The 18,203-nt window shown below is 64.0% G+C and carries 18 protein-coding genes; 7 read left to right on the top strand and 11 right to left on the bottom strand.

What is annotated here, in order from left to right:
- Positions 1-65 precede the first annotated feature (65 nt).
- Positions 66-1,487 carry an MBL fold metallo-hydrolase RNA specificity domain-containing protein gene (locus ACYCAX_RS13745; RefSeq protein WP_015476298.1) on the top strand — a complete coding sequence of 474 codons (1,422 nt, stop codon included), beginning with the start codon at positions 66-68 and terminating at the stop codon, positions 1,485-1,487.
- Between the two features lie 164 nt (positions 1,488-1,651).
- Positions 1,652-2,725, top strand: coding sequence for an LOG family protein (locus tag ACYCAX_RS13740; RefSeq protein ID WP_015476297.1), 1,074 nt, complete (start codon positions 1,652-1,654; stop codon positions 2,723-2,725).
- Between the two features lie 55 nt (positions 2,726-2,780).
- On the opposite strand, the gene recX is transcribed toward ACYCAX_RS13740, so the two are convergent.
- From recX to ACYCAX_RS13725, 3 genes are all read right to left on the bottom strand, one after another.
- Positions 2,781-3,245: a recombination regulator RecX gene (gene recX, locus ACYCAX_RS13735; RefSeq protein ID WP_015476296.1), complete on the bottom strand. Its 465-nt coding sequence runs from the start codon at positions 3,243-3,245 to the stop codon at positions 2,781-2,783.
- Positions 3,246-3,250: 5 nt separating this feature from the next.
- Positions 3,251-4,306 carry a recombinase RecA gene (gene recA, locus ACYCAX_RS13730; RefSeq protein WP_015476295.1) on the bottom strand — a complete coding sequence of 352 codons (1,056 nt, stop codon included), beginning with the start codon at positions 4,304-4,306 and terminating at the stop codon, positions 3,251-3,253.
- 85 nt (positions 4,307-4,391) lie between these two features.
- Positions 4,392-4,919 (bottom strand): CinA family protein, encoded by a 528-nt coding sequence (locus ACYCAX_RS13725; protein ID WP_015476294.1) that lies wholly within the window; start codon positions 4,917-4,919, stop codon positions 4,392-4,394.
- 82 nt (positions 4,920-5,001) lie between these two features.
- On the opposite strand from ACYCAX_RS13725, the gene mutS reads away from it, so the two are divergent.
- On the top strand, positions 5,002-7,575 hold the full coding sequence (mutS, locus tag ACYCAX_RS13720) for a DNA mismatch repair protein MutS (protein ID WP_460248240.1): 2,574 nt from the start codon (positions 5,002-5,004) through the stop codon (positions 7,573-7,575).
- A gap of 65 nt (positions 7,576-7,640) precedes the next feature.
- The gene (gene fdxA / locus ACYCAX_RS13715) at positions 7,641-7,964 is read left to right on the top strand and encodes a ferredoxin FdxA (protein ID WP_015476292.1); all 324 of its coding nucleotides are present in this window, start codon (positions 7,641-7,643) and stop codon (positions 7,962-7,964) included.
- 431 nt (positions 7,965-8,395) lie between these two features.
- Here the strand turns inward: fdxA and rpoS are convergent, their stop codons facing one another.
- From rpoS to ACYCAX_RS13675, 8 genes are all read right to left on the bottom strand, one after another.
- Positions 8,396-9,400 carry an RNA polymerase sigma factor RpoS gene (gene rpoS / locus ACYCAX_RS13710; RefSeq protein ID WP_015476291.1) on the bottom strand — a complete coding sequence of 335 codons (1,005 nt, stop codon included), beginning with the start codon at positions 9,398-9,400 and terminating at the stop codon, positions 8,396-8,398.
- Positions 9,401-9,495: 95 nt separating this feature from the next.
- On the bottom strand, positions 9,496-10,347 hold the full coding sequence (locus ACYCAX_RS13705; protein ID WP_051070428.1) for a peptidoglycan DD-metalloendopeptidase family protein: 852 nt from the start codon (positions 10,345-10,347) through the stop codon (positions 9,496-9,498).
- 70 nt (positions 10,348-10,417) lie between these two features.
- Positions 10,418-11,053 carry a protein-L-isoaspartate(D-aspartate) O-methyltransferase gene (locus ACYCAX_RS13700; protein WP_015476289.1) on the bottom strand — a complete coding sequence of 212 codons (636 nt, stop codon included), beginning with the start codon at positions 11,051-11,053 and terminating at the stop codon, positions 10,418-10,420.
- 22 nt (positions 11,054-11,075) lie between these two features.
- The gene (gene surE, locus ACYCAX_RS13695) at positions 11,076-11,834 is read right to left on the bottom strand and encodes a 5'/3'-nucleotidase SurE (protein WP_015476288.1); all 759 of its coding nucleotides are present in this window, start codon (positions 11,832-11,834) and stop codon (positions 11,076-11,078) included.
- Entirely contained in the window at positions 11,822-12,880 is a 1,059-nt protein-coding gene (gene truD, locus ACYCAX_RS13690; protein WP_460248239.1) for a tRNA pseudouridine(13) synthase TruD, read from the bottom strand. Before truD ends, surE begins: the two co-directional genes overlap by 13 nt.
- The gene (ispF, locus tag ACYCAX_RS13685) at positions 12,877-13,350 is read right to left on the bottom strand and encodes a 2-C-methyl-D-erythritol 2,4-cyclodiphosphate synthase (RefSeq protein ID WP_460248238.1); all 474 of its coding nucleotides are present in this window, start codon (positions 13,348-13,350) and stop codon (positions 12,877-12,879) included. The genes truD and ispF overlap by 4 nt, the downstream gene beginning before the upstream one ends.
- An 89-nt stretch (positions 13,351-13,439) precedes the next feature.
- Complete coding sequence (gene fghA, locus ACYCAX_RS13680; protein WP_460248237.1) at positions 13,440-14,291, bottom strand: S-formylglutathione hydrolase; 852 nt, start codon at positions 14,289-14,291, stop codon at positions 13,440-13,442.
- Between the two features lie 51 nt (positions 14,292-14,342).
- Complete coding sequence (locus ACYCAX_RS13675) at positions 14,343-15,455, bottom strand: S-(hydroxymethyl)glutathione dehydrogenase/class III alcohol dehydrogenase (RefSeq protein WP_138522672.1); 1,113 nt, start codon at positions 15,453-15,455, stop codon at positions 14,343-14,345.
- Positions 15,456-15,671: 216 nt separating this feature from the next.
- Between ACYCAX_RS13675 and ACYCAX_RS13670 the strand changes: the two genes are divergently transcribed.
- From ACYCAX_RS13670 to yedF, 3 genes are read left to right on the top strand one after another with little or no spacing between them, the layout of a single operon-like run.
- Positions 15,672-16,565, top strand: coding sequence for a LysR substrate-binding domain-containing protein (locus ACYCAX_RS13670; protein WP_460248236.1), 894 nt, complete (start codon positions 15,672-15,674; stop codon positions 16,563-16,565).
- Between the two features lie 30 nt (positions 16,566-16,595).
- Positions 16,596-17,861 carry a selenium metabolism membrane protein YedE/FdhT gene (yedE, locus tag ACYCAX_RS13665; protein WP_460248235.1) on the top strand — a complete coding sequence of 422 codons (1,266 nt, stop codon included), beginning with the start codon at positions 16,596-16,598 and terminating at the stop codon, positions 17,859-17,861.
- On the top strand, positions 17,827-18,075 hold the full coding sequence (yedF, locus tag ACYCAX_RS13660; protein ID WP_460248234.1) for a sulfurtransferase-like selenium metabolism protein YedF: 249 nt from the start codon (positions 17,827-17,829) through the stop codon (positions 18,073-18,075). The genes yedE and yedF overlap by 35 nt, the downstream gene beginning before the upstream one ends.
- Positions 18,076-18,203: the final 128 nt, after the last annotated feature.

Raw genomic sequence — 18,203 nt, 5'->3', positions numbered from 1 at the left:
CATGTATCAACGCCCCGTCCGCCCAATCGGGCAAGGCTGAAAGACAATTCCGACAAGGAGGCGATATGGCGCTACTCACCTTCATCGGCGCGATCCAGGAAGTCACCGGTTCCTGCTACCTGCTGGAAACCCGCGACGGCATACGTGTGCTGCTCGAATGCGGCATGCGTCAGGGACGCAGCGCAAGCAAGGGTACCCGCGACAATGAAGCGAGCAATCGCAGTCCGTTCCCGTTCGATCCCAAGGCGTTGGACGCAGTGGTGCTGTCCCACGCCCACCTCGACCACAGCGGTCTGCTGCCGCGCCTGGTGAAGGAGGGCTACAAGGGGCCGATCTATGCCACCGAGTCCTGCTGCGACCTGCTGGAGCTGATGCTGTTGGACTCGGCGCACATCCAGGAAAAGGACGCCGAATGGGAGAACAAATGGCGCGCGCGCCTCAATCGGGCGCCGGTGAAACCGCTGTACACCCAGGAGGACGCTTCCCGCGCGCTTAACCAGCGTCGACGCGTCAGCTATGGCAGCACGGTCGATGTGGCGCGAGGTATTCGCGTCACCTTCCACAATGCCGGCCACATCCTCGGCTCGGCCATCGTCGAGATCGAAATCCACGAATTTGGCATGACCCGTCGCCTGGTGTTCTCCGGCGACCTGGGCAGCACCTGCTCACCGCTGATGCGCACGCCGACACCATTGGCTCGCGCCGACGTGGTGCTACTGGAGTCCACCTACGGCGACCGCGACCACCGCGACGCCAACGAAACTCTGCTGGAACTGGCCGGCATCCTTGCGCAGGCCCAGCGCGACGGCGGCAACGTGCTGATCCCGGCCTTCGCCGTCGGCCGCACACAGGACCTGATCTACTACCTCGGGCGCTTCTACCAGGAAGGCCGGCTACCGCAGCAAGTGGTCTATCTCGACAGCCCGATGGCCGCCCAGGCCAACCGCATCTACCTGCAGCACATCAGCGAGTTCGCCGACAGCGACCGCGAATACATGCGCGGCACCGGCACGGCGAAGGTAGGCGAATGGCTGCCGATCCTGCACACCACCCAGAGCGTGGAGGAATCCATGATGCTGAACCGCATCCAGAGCGGCGCCATCATCATCGCCGGCAGCGGCATGTGTACCGGCGGCCGGATAGTCCACCACCTCAAGCACAACCTCTGGCGCGAGGAATGCCACATCGTCTTCCCCGGCTTCCAGGCCAAAGGCACACTGGGACGCGCCATCGTCGATGGCGCTGAATCGGTACGCATCCTGCGCCAGCGCATCGGCGTGCGGGCGCAGATCCATACCCTTGGCGGATTCTCCGCCCACGCAGGACAATCGCAATTAATTCAGTGGGTTGGCCACTTCGAGCACAAACCCGAGCTATACCTGATACATGGCGAACGAGAAAAAATGGATGCGCTGCAGACGGCCCTCCACGAACGCCTGAACTGGAACGCGAACATACCGGAACCGGGGGACCGGATAGCGATCTGAAGTGGAGGTCTCACGGACTGTCACATCCCGCGTGTCAGACTGCACAGGCCTCCTGCATGAGACCTGTGCATGACGCAACGCACTACCCGTCCCGGCGACACCTTGCGTGAACGGCCGCGGCGCATGGACAGGCCAACAGGGGTTGATGAACAAGGAGTATCAACATGCCCTATGAGCCCGACGACTACCTCTCCAGACACTTCCAGACCAGCGGCATCGACCTTGCGCAGAAAGTAGAGGAACTGGCCGAACTGGCCGCCCCCGGCGGCAGCCAGAACCTGCCGCTCTACCGCGAAATGCTCACCACCGTCGCCCGCATGGCCCAGGCCGACCGCAACCGCTGGGACGCCAAGATCATGCTGCAGACCCTGCGCGAGATGGAGCACGCCTTCAGCACCCTGGAGCAGTTCAAGCGTCGCCGCAAAGTCACGGTGTTCGGCTCGGCCCGCACGCCGGCCAACCATCCCGTCTATGCCCTGGCCCGCGACCTGGGCGAAACCCTGGCGCGCTACGACCTGATGGTCATCACCGGCGCCGGCGGCGGCATCATGGCCGCCGCCCATGAAGGGGCCGGCCTGGAAAACAGCCTCGGCTTCAACATCACCCTGCCCTTCGAGCAGCACGCCAACCACATCGTAGACGGCACCAGCAACCTGCTGTCGTTCCACTTCTTCTTCCTGCGCAAGCTGTTCTTCGTCAAGGAAGCCGACGCCCTGGTGCTCTGCCCCGGCGGTTTCGGCACCCTCGACGAAGCCCTGGAAGTGCTCACCCTGATCCAGACCGGCAAAAGCCCGCTGGTGCCAGTGGTACTGCTCGACCAGCCCGGCGGCCATTACTGGGACCACGCCCTGGAGTTCATCAAGGAACAGCTCGAAGACAACGGCTACATCCTGCCCAGCGACATGAACCTGATGAAACTGGTGCACACGGCCGAGGAAGCCGTCGAGGAAATCGCCCAGTTCTACAGCAACTTCCACTCCAGTCGCTGGCTCAAGGATCGCTTCGTGATCCGCCTGAACCATCCGCTGAGCACCCGCGCACTGGAACTGCTGGGGCAGGAATTCGGCAACCTCTGCGTTACCGACGGCTTCCATCAACAGCCCTACAGCGAATCGGAACTGGACGAACCGGAGTTCTCCCACCTCACCCGCCTGGCCTTCGCCTTCAATGGGCGCGACCAGGGGCGTCTGCGCGAGCTGCTGAATTTCATCAACCAGCCGGAAAACTGGGAACGCTGATAGCGAGTCCCGTCCCTGAAACGAACAAGGCACCCTCTCGGGTGCCCTGTTCGTTTCAGTCATCCGACCGTCGACCACTCAGGAGTCGACCGATGGCGTCCATCGAATAGCCTCGATAGCTCAGAAACCGTCCCTGCTGGGCGCGCTCACGAGCATCCTGCGGCAGCCGGGCGAACTTGCGGCGCCAGACCTCACGCAGATTCTCGCTCCAATCGACACTCGCCTCGCTCAGCGCACGGTCGATTTCGCTGCGGGGCAAACCACGCTGCGACAGTTCCTCACGGATCCGCACCGGACCGTACCCGGCCCGCGCGCGGCTGGCGATGTAGCTTTCCAGATAGCGGCTTTCATTGAGCAACCCCTCCTCGGCCAAACGGTCGAGGGCGGAGTCGATCAGGTCCTGTGCGGCACCGCGTTGCCGCAGCTTGCGCGAGAGTTCCGCACGACCATGCTCGCGGCGCGCCAGCAGGTCCATAGCGACCCGCCGCACCGCGACGGGGGTATCGAGCTCGACGGCCACGGCTATCAGTAGTCGGCTTCCGCTTCCGCTTCGGCTTCCGCCGCCGCGAGCTCGGCCTTGGTCGGCGCTGGCTGGTTGGTCAGCAGTTGCTCACGGATGGCCTTGTCGAGGGTATTGCAGATCTCGGTGTTCTCTTCCAGGAACTTGGCGGCATTGGCCTTGCCCTGGCCGATCTTGCTGCCCTGGTAGCTGTACCAGGCGCCGGACTTCTCGATCAGGCCCAGTTGCACACCCAGGTCGATGATCTCGCCGGTGCGGTAGATGCCACGGCCGTACATGATCTGGAACTCGGCTTGACGGAAGGGCGGTGCGACCTTGTTCTTCACGACCTTGACGCGGGTTTCGCTGCCGACCACCTCGTCGCCTTCCTTCACCGCGCCGGTACGGCGGATATCGAGACGAACGGAGGAGTAGAACTTCAGCGCGTTACCACCGGTGGTGGTTTCCGGGTTGCCGAACATCACGCCGATCTTCATACGGATCTGGTTGATGAAGATGACCAGGCAGTTGGCGTTCTTGATGTTGCCGGTGATCTTGCGCAGGGCCTGGGACATCAGGCGCGCCTGCAGACCGACGTGCTGATCGCCCATCTCGCCTTCGATTTCGGCCTTGGGTACCAGGGCGGCCACGGAGTCGACGATGATCACGTCAACGGCGTTGGAACGCACCAGCATGTCGGTGATCTCCAGAGCCTGTTCGCCGGTATCCGGCTGGGAAACCAGCAGGTCGTCGACGTTGACGCCCAGCTTGCCGGCGTAGTCCGGGTCCAGCGCGTGTTCGGCGTCGACGAAGGCGCAGGTGGCGCCGGCCTTCTGGGCCTGGGCGATGACCGACAGGGTCAGGGTGGTCTTACCCGAGGATTCCGGGCCGTAGATTTCGACGATTCGGCCCTTCGGCAGACCGCCGATGCCCAGCGCGATGTCCAGGCCCAGCGAGCCGGTGGAGATGGCGGGGATAGCCTGGCGCTCATGGTCGCCCATGCGCATGACCGCGCCTTTGCCGAATTGGCGTTCGATCTGTCCCAGGGCCGCGGCCAGGGCGCGCTTCTTGTTCTCGTCCATTGAAGTCCTCGCGAAGTCAGGGGGCCGGACGGCCACGAACAACTGTATAAGTAGACAGTATTATTCCACAGGGCAAGCCGCTCGCCTACCCCTGGAGCGGATTTTCCCCGTCCGCCAGTCGCAACAGCCCGGCCAGAGCCGTCGCCACGGTCTGCCGGCGCACCGCCTCCCGATCACCGGCATACAGACGGCGTTCGCTGAACACCTGTTCGCCTTTCCTCCAGGCCAACCAGACGGTGCCTACGGGCTTCTCGGCAGAACCTCCATCCGGCCCGGCAACGCCGCTGACCGCTACGGCAATATCCGCCCCACTGCGCGGCAAGGCGCCGGCGACCATCGCCTCGACCACTTCGCGGCTCACCGCGCCCACTCGCGGGAACAGCTCAGCCGGCACATCCAGCTGGCGCGTCTTCTGGCTGTCGGAGTAGGTAACGTAGCCTGCCTCGAACCAGGCAGAGCTGCCGGAAATACGGGTGATCGCCTCGGCGATACCACCCCCCGTGCAGGATTCGGCAGTGGTGACGCGTAGTCGGTTGGCGACGAGTCGTGCGCCCAGCCGGGCAGCCAGTTCGGTGATGGAAAGATCGGTAATAAAGGAATCGGTGACGGGCACGCTGCGCTCCGGGGTTAAAGAAGGTCAGGCGGATACCGTACACTAGGCGCTTTTGCATGTTGAAGCCGGACAGCCAGAAGCCATGAGTCAAAGCGACCTCTCAGCTCACACCCCCATGATGCAACAATACTGGCGGCTGAAGAACCAGCACCCGGACCAGCTGATGTTCTACCGCATGGGCGACTTCTACGAGCTGTTCTACGAGGACGCCAAGAAAGCCGCCAAGCTGCTGGACATCACCCTGACCGCACGTGGCCAGTCCGCCGGCAACTCCATTCCCATGGCCGGCATTCCCTTCCACTCCGCCGAAGGCTACCTGGCCAAGCTGGTGAAGCTCGGCGAATCGGTGGTGATCTGCGAGCAGATCGGCGACCCGGCCACCAGCAAGGGACCGGTGGAGCGCCAGGTAGTGCGCATCCTCACCCCCGGCACCGTCAGTGACGAAGCCCTGCTCGACGAACGCCGCGATAACCTGATCGCCGCCGTGCTGGGTGACGAGCGCCTGTTCGGCCTGGCCGTGCTGGATATCACCAGCGGCCGCTTCAACGTCCAGGAAATAAAAGGCTGGGAAACCCTGCTCGCCGAACTGGAGCGCCTGAATCCCGCCGAGCTGCTGATCCCCGACGACTGGCCCCAGGGCCTGCCGGCGGAAAAACGCCGTGGCGCGCACCGCCGCGCGCCCTGGGACTTCGATCGCGACTCGGCGAAAAAGAGCCTGTGCCAGCAATTCGGCGTGCAGGACCTCAAGGGGTTCGGCTGCCAGGAACTGACCCTGGCCATCGGCGCCGCCGGCTGCCTGCTGGCCTACGCCAAGGAAACCCAGCGCACCGCCCTGCCGCACCTGCGCAGCCTGCGCCATGAACGCATTGACGACACCGTCATCCTCGACGGCGCCAGCCGCCGCAACCTGGAGCTGGACACCAACCTCGCCGGCGGCCGCGACAATACCCTGCAATCGGTGGTCGATCGCTGCCAGACCGCAATGGGCAGCCGCCTGCTGACCCGCTGGCTGAACCGCCCGCTGCGCGACCGCGCCGTCCTCGAAGCCCGCCAGGAGTCCATTGCCTGCCTGCTGGAGCGCTATCGCTTCGAAATCCTTCAGCCACAACTGAAGGAAATCGGCGACGTCGAGCGCATCCTCGCTCGAATCGGCCTGCGTAACGCCCGCCCGCGCGACCTCGCCCGCCTGCGCGACGCACTCGCCGCGCTGCCGGAACTGCAGAACGGTATGACCGAGCTGGAAGCCCCGCACCTGGGCGAGCTGGCCACCAGCATCCGCACCTACCCGGAACTGGCCGACTTGCTGGCCCGCGCCGTGATCGAGAACCCGCCGGCGGTGATCCGCGACGGCGGTGTAATCGCCCGCGGCTACGACGCCGAGCTGGACGAACTGCAGATGCTCAGCGAAAACGCCGGCCAGTATCTGATGGACCTGGAGACTCGCGAGAAGGCACGCACCGGCCTGCCGAACCTGAAGGTCGGCTACAACCGCATCCACGGCTACTACATCGAATTGCCGCGCGTGCAGGCCGAGCAGGCCCCGACCGATTACATTCGCCGCCAGACCCTGAAAGGTGCCGAGCGCTTCATCACGCCGGAACTGAAGGCCTTCGAAGACAAGGCGCTGTCGGCACAGAGTCGCGCCCTGGCCCGGGAGAAGCAGCTTTATGAAGAACTGCTGGAACTGCTGATCGGTCAACTGGCGCCGCTGCAGGACACCGCTGCTGCCCTAGCCGAGCTGGATGTGCTGTCCAACCTCGCAGAGCGCGCACTTAACCTCGACCTGAACCGCCCGCGCTTCGTCGAAGAGTCCGGCATCCTCATCGAGCAAGGCCGCCATCCGGTAGTCGAGCAGGTGCTGGATACGCCGTTCGTCGCCAACGACCTGAACCTCGACCAGGACACCCGCATGCTGGTGATTACCGGCCCGAACATGGGTGGTAAATCGACTTATATGCGGCAAACGGCGCTGATCGTGCTGCTAGCGCACATCGGCAGTTTCGTCCCGGCCGCGCGCTGCGAACTGTCCCTGGTGGACCGCATTTTCACCCGCATCGGCTCCTCCGACGACCTCGCCGGCGGCCGCTCCACCTTCATGGTGGAGATGAGCGAGACCGCGAACATCCTGCACAACGCCAGCGACCGCAGCCTGGTGCTGATGGACGAAGTGGGTCGCGGCACCAGTACCTTCGACGGCCTGTCGCTGGCATGGTCCGCGGCCGAACACCTGGCCAAGCTGCGCGCCTTCACGCTGTTCGCCACCCACTACTTCGAACTGACCGTGCTGCCGGAAAGCGAGCCGGCGGTCGCCAACGTTCACCTGAACGCCACCGAGCACAACGAACGCATCGTGTTCCTGCACCACGTACTGCCCGGCCCGGCCAGCCAGAGCTACGGCCTGGCGGTCGCACAATTGGCCGGTGTGCCAGGTGCGGTAATTCAGCGCGCCCGCGAACACCTGTCGCGCCTGGAAACCACCAGCCTGCCCCACGAAACTCCACGCTCGAACGATCCGAAAAGCCCGGCGCCACTGCAGAGCGACCTGTTTGCCAGCCTGCCGCACCCCATCGTCGAAGAGCTGATGCGTGTCAGCCCGGATGACCTGACACCGCGCCAAGCTCTCGAATTGTTATATGCATGGAAGATGCGAGTCTGACGGACCGCGAAACAAGCTGTTAGAATCGCGCGCGCTTAGCCGCCCGCCTGAGGAGAAAATTAGAAATGACCTTCGTCGTCACCGACAACTGCATCAAGTGCAAATACACCGACTGCGTGGAAGTATGCCCGGTGGACTGCTTCTACGAAGGCCCGAACTTCCTGGTCATCCATCCGGATGAGTGCATCGACTGCGCCCTGTGCGAACCGGAGTGCCCGGCACAGGCGATCTTCTCCGAGGACGAGGTCCCGGATGGCATGCAGGAGTTCATCGAGCTGAACAAGGATCTGGCCGACGTCTGGCCGAACATCACCGAGAAGAAGGATTCGTTGCCGGACGCCGAAGAGTGGGACGGCAAGCCGAACAAGATGCAGTATCTGGAGCGCTGATCTGCGCTACCAGCAAAAACAGAAAAGGCCCGCCCAGTGCGGGCCTTTCTGCATCCAGAACGTCACTTTTCTGCGGGCAAAAAAAGGGGCGGGATAACCCGCCCACTCTTTCTTCCCTGGTTCATCATCCTGATGAATCGCATCCTGCGATGTCCTGACCGACATCCTTACCGGCATGCGCCTTTCCTTGTACGCAGGAGTGATATTACTCAACCTCCGCGCCTTGGCAACCGAGGCAGTTTCACCTCGCCGTCCTCTTCGCGCACTGACGACAAAAATAAAAACCCTTATAAAACAAAAATATAGAAAATAATTCAGCTCAAGCGAGCAATATCTCAAGCTGAACACTCACACACGATGTAAGCGAATGCTTACATCACGACGCATAAAAAGCCCGGAATTATCCGGGCTTTTTCGAGGTCGACTGTTGTTTACTGGAACAGTGCGTCGCTGGAGAGACCATTCTTCTCGAGGATCTCGCGCAAGCGCTTGAGTGCCTCGACCTGAATCTGGCGGACGCGTTCGCGGGTCAAGCCGATTTCCTGCCCAACCTCTTCCAGTGTGCTGCTTTCGTGGCCACGCAGACCGAAGCGGCGAATCACCACTTCACGCTGCTTGTCGGTCAGTTCCGAGAGCCACAGGTCGATGCTCTCGCTGAGATCATCGTCTTGCAGCAGCTCGCAGGGATCGGTAGGCCGATCGTCCGTAAGGGTGTCGAGCAGCGTCTTGTCGGAGTCCGGGCCAAGCGAGACATCCACGGAGGTCACCCGCTCGTTGAGGCCCAGCATGCGCTTGACCTCGCCCACCGGTTTCTCGAGCAGGTTGGCGATTTCCTCGGGCGAAGGCTCGTGGTCCAGCTTGTGGGTCAGCTCGCGAGCCGCCCGCAGGTAGACGTTGAGTTCCTTGACCACATGGATCGGCAGGCGGATGGTGCGGGTCTGGTTCATGATGGCCCGTTCGATGGTCTGTCGAATCCACCAGGTCGCATAGGTGGAGAAGCGGAAGCCGCGCTCCGGGTCGAACTTTTCCACCGCTCGGATCAACCCGAGGTTGCCCTCTTCGATCAGATCGAGCAGCGAGAGGCCGCGATTGACATAACGTCGCGCGATCTTCACCACCAGGCGCAGGTTGCTCTCGATCATTCTCCGCCGACCGGCAGGATCGCCCTTTTGCGCAAGGCGCGCAAAATGGACTTCTTCTTCCGGGGTCAGCAGCGGCGAGAAGCCGATTTCGTTCAGATACAACTGGGTAGCGTCGAGCGCCCGGCTGTAATCGATGTGCTTGTGTTGCTTGAGAGAGGAGAGAGGGGAAGCCTTGGGAGTGACTTGAAGCGATACCTGCTCTTCGGCAAGCGACTCTTCAAAAATGATGCCGGGCTCCAGAAGGAGCACTTCATCATCGACGTCAAACTCCGGCCCTTCTTTTTTAAGTGCCATGTCGTTATCCCTTGCTGAGTTCGACAACAAGCCCAGGTGCGTCCTTATCCTTAGGACACCAGGGCCCGCTCGCCTACGCAGGGGAACAGCAAGCGTCAACGATTTGGCAGGTATTGCAGCGGATCTACAGGCTTACCCTGGCGGCGAATCTCAAAGTGCAGCTTCACCCGGTCAGTCCCTGTGGAGCCCATCTCGGCAATGCTCTGCCCAACTTTGACCTGTTGCCCTTCCCGCACCAGCAACCTGCGGTTGTGACCGTAGGCGCTTACGTAGGTATCGCTGTGCTTGATGATCACGAGTTCGCCGTAGCCCCGCAAACCACTACCGGCGTACACCACCGTGCCATTAGACGCAGCCAGGACAGGCTGGCCCAATTGCCCGGCTATATCAATCCCTTTATTCAAACTGCCGTTTGATGCAAAACGCCCAATCAGGGTGCCATTGGTTGGCCATATCCAACCACTGACACCACCGCCCGACGTGGCCGGGGTTGCACTGCCGGTGCTGGCTTGAGATGAAGGCGCAGCGGTCGACGGGGTCGGTTTACTGGCGCTGGAGCTCGTGGAAGTCGACTTATTGACAACCGCCGGAGCGACGGGCGTAGCATTTTTTGCGACGGATGGTTGTGTCGACGGCGGACCGCCATCGAAGCGAATCGATTGTCCGGGGCGGATGGTATAAGGCGCGGAAATGTTGTTGCGCGCGGCCAGGGCTCTCCAGTCCCAGCCATAGCGGAAGGCAATGGAGTACAGGGTGTCGCCGGGACGCACCACGTACTGCCCGCTGGTCACCGCCTTGCGCGCGGACGCGCCGCGGTCGACCACGGTGGTGCTGCTACGTGACGAGGAAGTACAGGCCGCCAGCAGAGAGCAAACGGCAATGGCCAGCACAGCGTGGCCCAGGCCCTTGATCCAGTTCCGTTGTCGCAGGGTCGCTGTCAAGCTCACCCATCCCCCTTATCCATGAATTACGCCCGGCCCACTGGCCGGTATTGTATCCGCTGCCGTTGCGCGTACTTCAGCCCAGCGGGCCGTTGAGCAACGGAACGAAGCGCACGGAGTCCAGCACCTGGCGCTGGAAGCCATCCTCGGCACGGACGATCAGCAGCAGTTGCTGAACCTCGCCACCGCCCACCGGAATCACCAGCCGCCCACCGGGCGCCAGTTGGTCCAGCAAGGCCTGCGGGACCTCGGCCGCTGCCGCGGTGACGATGATGCCGTTGTATGGCGCCAGGGCCGGCCAGCCTTCCCAGCCATCGCCCCAACGAAAGACAACATTTCTCAGGTTTAGCTCCGCAAGTCGTTCTTTTGCCCGATCCTGCAGCGCCTGGATACGCTCGACGGAGAACACCCGTTCAACCAGTTGCGACAGCACGGCGGTCTGGTAGCCGGAGCCGGTGCCGATCTCCAGCACCTTGTCCAGCGGGCCGGCCGCCAGCAGCAATTCGGTCATCCGCGCCACCATGAAGGGCTGCGAGATGGTCTGGTTGTGCCCGATGGGCAACGCGGTGTCCTCGTAGGCGCGATGCGCCAGCGCCTCGTCGACGAACAGGTGGCGCGGCGTGCGGCGAATCACTTCGAGCACATGGGCATTGGACAGGCCCTCCTCGTACAGGCGCTGGATCAGCCGCTCTCGCGTACGCTGGGAGGTCATGCCGATGCCTCGGCGGGACAATTCATTGGCCATGATCGAGTCCTCCGATCCAATCGCCAAGGACATTGAACGCCTCCCGGAAGGTCCGGTCCATCTGCAGCGGCGTGATGGACACGTAGCCCTGCATCACCGCGTGGAAATCGGTGCCTTCGCCGCCGTCCTCGGCATCGCCGGCAGCGGCGATCCAGTAGCCTTCCTTGCCGCGCGGGTTGACCACCTTGACCGGCGGCTTGGCACGGGCGCGGTGGCCCAGGCGGGTCAGCTGGATGCCCTTGATGCGTTCCAGCGGCAGGTTGGGGACGTTCACGTTGAGCACGGTGCGCGGCGGCAGCTCGAGCTTTTCGTGGGACTCCACCAGCAGGCGGGCGAAATGCATCGCCGTGGGCAGATTGTCCGTCAGGCGCGAGCACAGCGAGAAGGCGAAGGCCGGCCGGGACAGGAAGCGCCCTTCCAGGGCCGCCGCCACGGTGCCCGAATAGAGCACGTCGTCGCCCAGGTTGGCGCCGAGGTTGATACCCGAGACGACCATGTCCGGCAGTTCGTCCAGCAGGCCATTGAGGCCCAGGTGCACGCAGTCGGTTGGCGTACCATTGAGGCTGATAAAGCCATTGCCCAGGCGGTGGGGATGCAGAGGCCGGTCCAGCGTCAGCGAACTGCTCGCTCCGCTGCGATCGGCTTCCGGAGCGATCACGACGCAGTCCGCATAAGCGGACAGCGCGTCGTAAAGCGCGGCGATACCGGGTGCAGTGGCCCCGTCGTCGTTGGCAATCAATATGCGCATGGGTTTTCCGTCTGCCCTGCCGGCACGAGTTCGATCAGCTCGCGCACGACCGCGGTGGCGAAGCAGCCAGCCGGCAGGACGAATTCCAGTTGCAGGATGTCAGAAGCGGGATAATGCCATGTAAGACCGGGGATGGGGAGGCGCAGAATGCGCCGTTCGTGCGCCAGGTCCGCACCGGCAAGCCACTGGCAAAGCGCCATCTCCACCTGTTGCACGCTGCGCTCGATGTTGCCGGGCGTGCCATTGGCCGGTGAATCGCCCTCGCCCCACATCGGCCCGGTAGGGTGCAGATCCAATGCCGCCAGGCGTGGATCGACGCACTCCGCCTCGCCCGCCGGGAAGAAGCTGCGACTGTCGGTGAAGGCCAGCAGATCGCCGACCTGGGCCTGGTTCCAGGTTCCCTCGGCCACGCGCTGCGCCAGTACCCGGTTGAACAGGTAGCTGCGCGCTGCCGAAAGCAGGCGCGAGCGGACATTGCGATGATCCGGCAGCTTGCCGCGTTCGGCGAAGCCACGGGCGTCGAAGACGTTGCCGCCGTCATGGCCGAAGCGCTGGGTGCCGAAGTAGTTGGGCACACCATTGGCCGCTACCGCTTTCAAGCGCGCGTCGAGCTGCTCGCGATCCGCCTGCAGCTCGGTCAGGCGCAGGGTGAAGCCGTTGGCCGAATGCGCGCCGCGCTGCAGCTTGCGGCGATGGCGGTTGCGTTCAAGGATACGCAGGCTGTCGTCTTCGGCGGCGGATAAGTCCGGATCGGCCTTGCCCGGCAGGTGCAGGCTGAACCACTGGCGGGTCAGCGCCTGGCGGTCCTTGAGGCCGGCGTAGCTGATCATCTTCACCGGCACGCCGGCCGCGCGGGCCAGGCGACGCGCCGCCTCTTCGGTATTCAGCCCGCGCTTTTCCACCCACAGCCAAAGGTGTTCGCCATCCCCCGACAGCGGGATGTCCAGCACTTCGTCAACCTGGAAGTCCTCGGCCACGGCTTTCAATACGCCACGTCCGCAAGGCTCCCCGTGGGCGCGCGGCCCCAGCAGCTCCAGCTCGGTCATGCGCGGCTCAGCAGGGCGACGGCGTGCACGGCGATGCCCTCTTCACGGCCGGTGAAGCCGAGTTTCTCGGTGGTGGTCGCCTTGACGTTGACCTGCTCCAGCTCGACCTTCAGGTCAGCGGCGATGGTCTCGCGCATGGTTTGGATGTGCGGGGCCATCTTCGGCGCCTGGGCAATGATGGTGGTGTCGACGTTTTCCACCTTCCAGCCCTTGGCTTCCACCAACGACAGCACGTGGTGCAGCAGCGCGCGGCTGTCGGCGCCCTTGAACTGCGGGTCGGTGTCGGGGAAATGCTTGCCGATGTCGCCCAGCGCGCAGGCGCCGAGCAGCGCATCGGAAAGCGCATGGAGCAGTACGTCGCCGTCGGAATGGGCGATCAGCCCGAACTTGTGGGGGATGCGCACACCGCCGAGGGTGATGAAGTCGCCCTCGCCGAAGCGATGCACGTCGTAGCCATGTCCGATTCGCATGAAAAAACGCCCTGTTGGTATCAGGGCGTCGATTCTACCGGATCATGCGCGCCGGGGTCTGTTGCCATGCGGCGACACCCCGGCCTGTCTCAGCGACAGAGCACGCCGGCATGGTGCCGCAGGTGATCTTCGATGAAGCTGGCGATGAAGTAATAGCTGTGGTCGTATCCCGGCTGCAGGCGTAGTTCCAACGGGTGACCGGCAGCAGCAGCCGCGTCACGCAGGGCTTCGGGCTTGAGCTGGACGGCGAGGAAGTCGTCGCGGTCGCCCTGGTCCACCAGGATCGGCAGGCGCTCGCTGGCGCCGGCCAGCAGTTCCACCGCATCCCACTCGTGCCAGGCGGACGGGTTCTCACCCAGAAAGCGCCCCAGTGCCTTCTGCCCCCAGGGGCAGTCGCTCGGGTGAGCGATCGGGGCGAAGGCCGACAGGGACAGGTAACGCCCCGGATTGCGCAATGCGCAGATCAGCGCGCCGTGGCCGCCCATTGAGTGCCCGCTGATGCCGCGGCGCTGGGACACCGGGAAGTTCGCCTCGATCAGCGCCGGCAGTTCCTGCACCACGTAGTCGTGCATGCGGTAGTGGCGCGACCAGGGCTCCTGGGTGGCATTGACGTAGAAGCCGGCACCGAGACCGAAATCCCAGGCACCGTCCGGGTCGCCCGGCACCTCGGGACCTCTTGGGCTGGTGTCCGGCGCGACGATGACCAGGCCCAGCTCGGCCGCCAGGCGCTGGGCGCCGGCCTTCTGCATGAAGTTCTCGTCGGTGCAGGTCAGGCCGGACAGCCAGTACAGCACCGGCAGGCCCGCCTCGGGCTCGGCCTGGGGCGGCAGGTAGACCGCGAAGGCCATGTCGCAGCCGAGGGTTGCGGAACGGTGGCGGTAGCGCTGGTGCCAGCCGCCGAAGCTTTTCTGGCTGCTGATGAGCTCGATGGAATCCGTCATGGAAATCTCCTTCCTGCAAGGCCGGGGCGCGTGTACGCCCCGACGTGTCTATCAGTAATGGATGACGGAGCGGATGCTCTTGCCTTCGTGCATCAGATCGAAGGCTTCGTTGATCTTCTCCAGGCCCATGGTGTGGGTGATGAAGGTATCCAGCGGGATTTCGCCCTTCTGCGCCTTTTCCACGTAGCTCGGCAGCTCGGTGCGGCCCTTCACACCGCCAAAGGCGGAACCGCGCCAGACGCGGCCGGTGACCAGTTGGAACGGACGGGTGCTGATTTCCTGGCCGGCGCCGGCGACGCCGATGATGGTGGACTCGCCCCAGCCCTTGTGGCAGCACTCCAGCGCCGCACGCATCAGTTGGACGTTACCCACGCACTCGAAGGAATAGTCCACGCCGCCGTCGGTCATTTCGACGATCACTTCCTGGATCGGCTTCTGGTGGTCCTTCGGATTGACGAAGTCGGTGGCGCCCAGTTCCTTGGCGATGTCGAACTTGGCCGGATTGATGTCCACCGCGATGATGCGCGAGGCCTTGGCCATCTTCGCGCCGATGATCGCTGCCAGGCCGATGCCGCCCAGGCCGAAGATGGCGACGGTAGCGCCTTCTTCCACCTTGGCGGTGTTCAGCACGGCGCCGATGCCGGTGGTCACGCCGCAGCCGAGCAGGCAGACCTTCTCCAGCGGGGCTTCCTCGGGGATCTTCGCCAGGGAAATTTCCGGCAGCACGGTGTACTCGGAGAAAGTCGAGCAGCCCATGTAGTGGAAGATCGGCTCGCCCTTGTAGGAGAAGCGGCTGGTGCCATCGGGCATCAGGCCCTTGCCCTGGGTGGCGCGCACGGCCTGGCAGAGGTTGGTCTTGCCGGATTTGCAGAATTTGCACTCGCGGCATTCGGCGGTGTACAGCGGGATCACGTGGTCACCCACCTTCAGCGAGGTTACGCCCTCCCCTACCGCTTCGACGATGCCGCCACCCTCGTGACCCAGGATGCACGGGAACACGCCCTCGGAATCCTGGCCGGACAGGGTATACGCATCGGTGTGGCAGACGCCGGTGGCGACGATGCGCACCAGGACTTCGCCCTTCTGCGGCGGCGCCACATCCACTTCGACGATTTCCAACGGCTTGTTGGGGGCGAAGGCGACGGCGGCACGGGACTTGATCATCTGGAAACTCCTGAACGAAGGAAACGACAACGCCCGCCTGGGGCGGACGGGTTCGGCGCGGCGGCCGAGAAACCGGGACGGGCCGGGGCCACGTCGGGGAGTGTTCGGGGCAACGCGGCAAAAGTACGCCCCAAAGCCTTGGAAGTGTAGAAAACCCCGTTTCAGGGAATAATCAGGCAATAATCAAAACATTATTGCCATACAGGGATAATCCAGATGCACCGCTGGGAAGGACTGGACGAATTCGTCGCCGTCGCCGAAACCGGCCAATTCACCGCCGCCGCCGAACGCCTGGGTGTTTCGTCATCGCATGTCAGCCGCCAGGTCGCTCGACTGGAAGAGCGTCTGCAGACTCGCCTGCTGTATCGCAACACCCGCAAGGTCACGTTGAGCGAGGCTGGCCAGACATTCCTGCAGCATTGCCGGCGCCTGCAGGACGCTCGCGAGGAGGCGTTGCGGGCGGTCAGCGACCTGTCCGCCGAACCCAAGGGCCTGCTGCGCATGACCTGCGCCGTGGCCTACGGCGAGCGCTTCGTGGTGCCGCTGGTGAACGGGTTCATGGCGCAGTTTCCGCAACTGCGGGTGGAGATCGAGCTGTCCAACCGTCAGCTCGACCTGCTCCACGAAGGCTTCGACCTGGCGATACGTCTCGGCCGCCTGACCGATTCACGGCTGGTAGCGACACGTCTGGCGCCGCGCGTGATGTACCTCTGCGCCACGCCGGACTATCTGGCCCGCCACGGCACACCACAGAGCGTCGCGGAGTTGGCGCAGCACAATTGCCTGGTGGGCAGCAGCGACCAGTGGAGCTTCCTCGAGGACAGCCGCGAAACCCAGCACCGGGTGCAGGGCAACTGGCGCTGCAACAGCGGCCAGGCGGTGCTCGATGCGGCACTGCGCGGTTTCGGCCTCTGCCAGCTGCCGGACTACTACGTGCTGGAACACCTGCGCAGCGGCCGCCTGGTCTCCCTGCTGGAGGCCCACCAGCCGCCGAATACCGGCGTCTGGGCGCTCTACCCGCAACAACGGCACCTGTCGCCCAAGGTTCGGCAACTGGTGGATCATTTGAAGGAAGGCCTGCAGAGCCTGCAGCCATCGCCCTTGCCATAGGGCAAGCGGAACCACGCCAGCTTGACTAGAATGGCGGACTTTCCCGCAACACAGGTTCAAGGACGACAGATGTCAGCCCTTTCCTCCTTCCGTGAGCGCTATCTGCTGCGCTTCTGGTCGCCTCTACCGACCCTGGTCGCCCTGGGCGTCATTTCGGCCTACTACTTCGCCATGACCGGCACCTTCTGGGCGGTTACCGGCGAGTTCACCCGCTGGGGCGGCCACGTGCTGTCCTGGTTCGGCCTGCAGCCCCAGGAATGGAGCTACTTCAAGCTCATCGGCCTGCAGGGCACGCCGCTGGATCGCATCGATGGCGTGATGATCATCGGCATGTTCCTCGGCGCGCTGGTCTGCGCGCTCTGGGCCGGCAACGTCAGCCTGCGCTGGCCGACCAGCAAGCGCCGCCTGCTGCAGGGCCTGATCGGCGGGGTCATCGCCGGCTTCGGCGCGCGCCTGGCGATGGGCTGCAACCTCGCCGCCTTCTTCACCGGCATCCCGATGTTCTCGGTGCATGCCTGGGCCTTCATGTTTTCCACGGTAATCGGCGCCTGGTTCGGCGTGAAGATCAGCCTGCTGCCCTTCCTGCGCATTCCGCTGAAGGTCGGCGGCAAGGCTGCGGTGCTACCCAGCGCCGAAGCCCTAGCCCAGCGCGCCAAGTTGCAATGGCGCCTGGGCATGGGCGTGCTGGCCATTGCCGCGCTGTTCGCCGCCTGGCGCTTCGAAGTCTCGCTGGTGCTGGGCATGGCCTGCCTGTTCGGCCTGCTGTTCGGCGGCCTGATCGAGCGCGCGCAGATCTGCTTCACCAGCGCCGCCCGCGATCTCTGGACCACCGGCCGGACCCAGGCCGCACTGGGCATCCTGCTGGGCATGGCCGCCGCCTGCGTCGGCACCTTCGCGGCGATCCACAACGGCCTGCCGCCGAAGATCTTCTGGATGGGCCCGAACGCCGTGATCGGCGGCGTGCTGTTCGGCATCGGCATCGTCCTCGCCGGCGGCTGCGAAACCGGCTGGATGTACCGTTCGATGGAGGGCCAGGTGCACTTCTGGGTGGTCGGTGTCGGCAACGTGATCGGCGGCACCCTGGTCGCGGTGTACTGGGATCAGCTCGGCACCAGCCTCGCCCTGCCCTATCCCAAGCTCAACCTGCTGCAGGAGCTCGGCCCCGGCGGCGGCCTGCTGATCACCTTCGCCGGCCTCGCCCTGTGCATGCTGCTGGTACAACTCAACGCGCAACGCTTTACCCGTAAACGGAAACCGTCCGATGCCCGACACCAAGACGCCGACGCTGTCGCTTGATCTGCGCGGCGAACACTGCCCGTACAACGCCATCGCCACCCTGGAAACCCTGGAGACGCTGAAGCCGGGCGCTCTGCTGGAGGTGATCACCGACTGTTCGCAGTCGGTGCATGGCATTCCGGAAGACACCCAGCGCCACGGCTACCACTGTCTGGCAGTGGAGCAGCATGGAGCGCTGTTCCGCTTCCTGATCGAAGTGCCCTTGCTGGGCTGACGGTTTTTTCGTAGGAGCAACTGTCTTTTCCAGGGAGTTCTTCGCTGGGCCTTCCCCCTCACCCCAGCCCTCTCCCTCAGGGAGAGGGGGCAGTCCGTACCGGCTGACACCGTGGCTTCCTCCTGCAC

This window comes from Pseudomonas sp. MT3 (assembly GCF_054720805.1).
Note: the sequence above shows the minus strand (reverse complement) of the source record. Positions and strands in the feature narration are given on the sequence as shown.